The following is a 2445-nucleotide window of genomic DNA, read 5'->3' on the forward strand; positions in this document are numbered from 1 at the left end:
GACGCCGCGGGCGGCGCACCCGGCACGCGCCCCGCCGACGGGACCGGTGCCGCCGACGCGGCGGCCGCCCTGCGCGATCGGCTCACCGCCGCCTCGCCCGCCGAGCGCGAACGGACCGTACTGAAGCTGGTACGCGAGGAGGTCGCCGCCGTCCTCGGACACTCGGGCACAGAGGCCGTCCGGGAGGACCGCGCCTTCAAGGACTTCGGCTTCGACTCGCTGACCGCCGTCGAACTCCGCACCCGCCTGAACGCCGCGACCGGCCTGAACCTGCCCAGCACCCTCGTCTTCGACCACCCGACCCCCGGGGAACTGTCCCAGCAGCTCCTCGCCGAACTCCTGCCCGACGCCGGAGCCGGTGACGCGGCCGACGGCTCGGCGGACGACCCGGCGGACGCCGCGGTCCGCCGGGCCCTCGCCGCCGTGCCGATCGCCCGCATCCGCGAGGCGGGACTGATGGACGCCCTCCTGCGGCTGGCCGAACAGAACACGGACCCGAACACGGCCCCGGCCGCGCCCGACGACGAAGACGCGGACGCCTCGATCGACGCCATGGACGTGGCCAACCTGATCCAGATGGCCATGGACAACAGCGACTCCTGACAGCGATTCCTGAGCGGCGCGGGACCAGAGCAACGCCTGACGCAGCACGAACTGACGCAGCACGAACTGACGCAGCAAACTGACGCAGCACGAACTGACGCAGCACGAACTGACGCAGCGAAATGACGCAGCGAAATGACGCAGCACGGATGTGGAGCCGGACATGACGAGCCCTTCGGACACGGTCGTTGAAGCGCTGCGCGCGTCTCTGAAGGAGACCGAGCGGCTGCGACGGCAGAACCAGCAGCTCACGGCGGCTTCCAGGGAGCCCATCGCGATCGTCGGCATGAGCTGCCGCTTCCCCGGCGGCGTACGCGGGCCCGAGGACCTGTGGCGGCTCGTCGCCGACGGCGCCGACGCCATCGGCGAACTGCCCGACGGCCGCGGCTGGGACATCGAGGGCCGCTACGACCCCGACCCGGACAAGCAGGGCACCTTCTACACCCGGCACGGCGGCTTCCTGCACGACGCGGGCGACTTCGACGCCTCGTTCTTCGGCATCTCGCCCCGCGTCGAGCGGGCCGGCATCGACCCGGCCACCCTGCGCGGCACCCGCGCGGGCGTGTTCGTCGGCTCCGGCTACCAGGGCTACGGCGAAGGCGTCCGGCAGGCCCCCGAAGGCGTCGAGGGGCACCTGCTCACCGGCAACACCACCAGCGTCATGTCCGGCCGCCTCTCCTACGTCCTCGGCCTCCAGGGACCGGCGGTGACGGTGGACACGGCGTGCTCGTCGTCGCTGGTCGCCCTGCACCTGGCGGCGCAGGCGGACGGCCGGTGCAAGGCGTTCGCGGAGGCCGCGGACGGCACGGGCTGGGGCGAGGGCGTCGGCATGCTGCTGGTCGAGCGGCTGTCCGACGCCCGGCGCAACGGCCACCGGGTGCTCGCGGTCGTACGCGGCTCCGCGGTCAATCAGGACGGCGCGAGCAACGGCCTGACCGCGCCCAACGGTCCTTCGCAGCGCCGCGTCATCCGGGCCGCGTTGGCGAACGCGGGCCTCACGGCCGGTGATGTCGACGCGGTGGAGGCGCACGGCACGGGCACGACGCTCGGCGACCCGATCGAGGCACAGGCACTCCTCGCCACCTACGGCAAGGAGCACTCGGAGGAACGGCCCTTGTGGCTGGGCTCGTTGAAGTCCAACATCGGGCACACGCAGGCCGCCGCAGGTGTCGCCGGTGTGATCAAGATGGTCATGGCGCTGCGGGCCGGTGTCCTGCCGAAGACGCTGCACGTGGACGCCCCGACGACCGAAGTGGACTGGTCGGCGGGCACCGTCGAACTCCTCACCAGTGCGCGGGACTGGCCCGAGCGGGAGCCGGGCCTGCCCCGGCGCGCGGGCGTGTCCTCCTTCGGCATGAGCGGCACGAACGCGCATGTGATCGTGGAACAGGCTCCGGCGGACGAGGAGCCGGTCTCCGATGACTCGGTCTCCGGCGAGCCGGAGGGCGCCGCCGCTCCGTCGGTGATCGCGGGCGTGGTGCCGCTGGCCCTGTCGGCGAAGAGCGGGAGCGCGCTGCGGGCACAGGCCGGACAGATCCGGGAGCGGCTGCTGGCCGACACCGCCCTTCAACCCGACGACGTGGCTTGGTCGTTGGCGGTTTCGCGGGCGCGGTTCGAGCATCGCGGCGTCGTCCTCGGCCGGGACCGGGATGAGCTGCTGGCCGGCCTCGACCGGCTGGCCGAGGGTGAGGGCACGGCTGGCGACGTGGTCACCGGGCGGGCGCTGGGCGGCACGGTCCGTCCCGTGTTCGTGTTCCCGGGGCAGGGTTCGCAGTGGGCGGGGATGGCACGTGAACTCCTTGACTCCAGCCCGGTGTTCGCCGAGCGGATGCGGGAGTGCGC

The 2445-nt window shown here is 72.8% G+C and carries 2 protein-coding genes; both read left to right on the forward strand.

Annotation, left to right across the window (positions count from 1 at the left end):
* Positions 1–603, forward strand: a 603-nt coding sequence (locus STRAU_RS43115; RefSeq protein ID WP_037662420.1) for an acyl carrier protein, incomplete at its 5' end; no start/stop codon positions are given.
* A gap of 163 nt (positions 604–766) precedes the next feature.
* Positions 767–2445: type I polyketide synthase (locus tag STRAU_RS28145; protein WP_037662423.1), on the forward strand; the 1679-nt coding region annotated here is incomplete at its 3' end.

The sequence above is a fragment of the Streptomyces aurantiacus JA 4570 genome, assembly GCF_000414115.1.
In the GTDB taxonomy this organism is placed as follows: Bacteria; Actinomycetota; Actinomycetes; order Streptomycetales; family Streptomycetaceae; genus Streptomyces; species Streptomyces aurantiacus_A.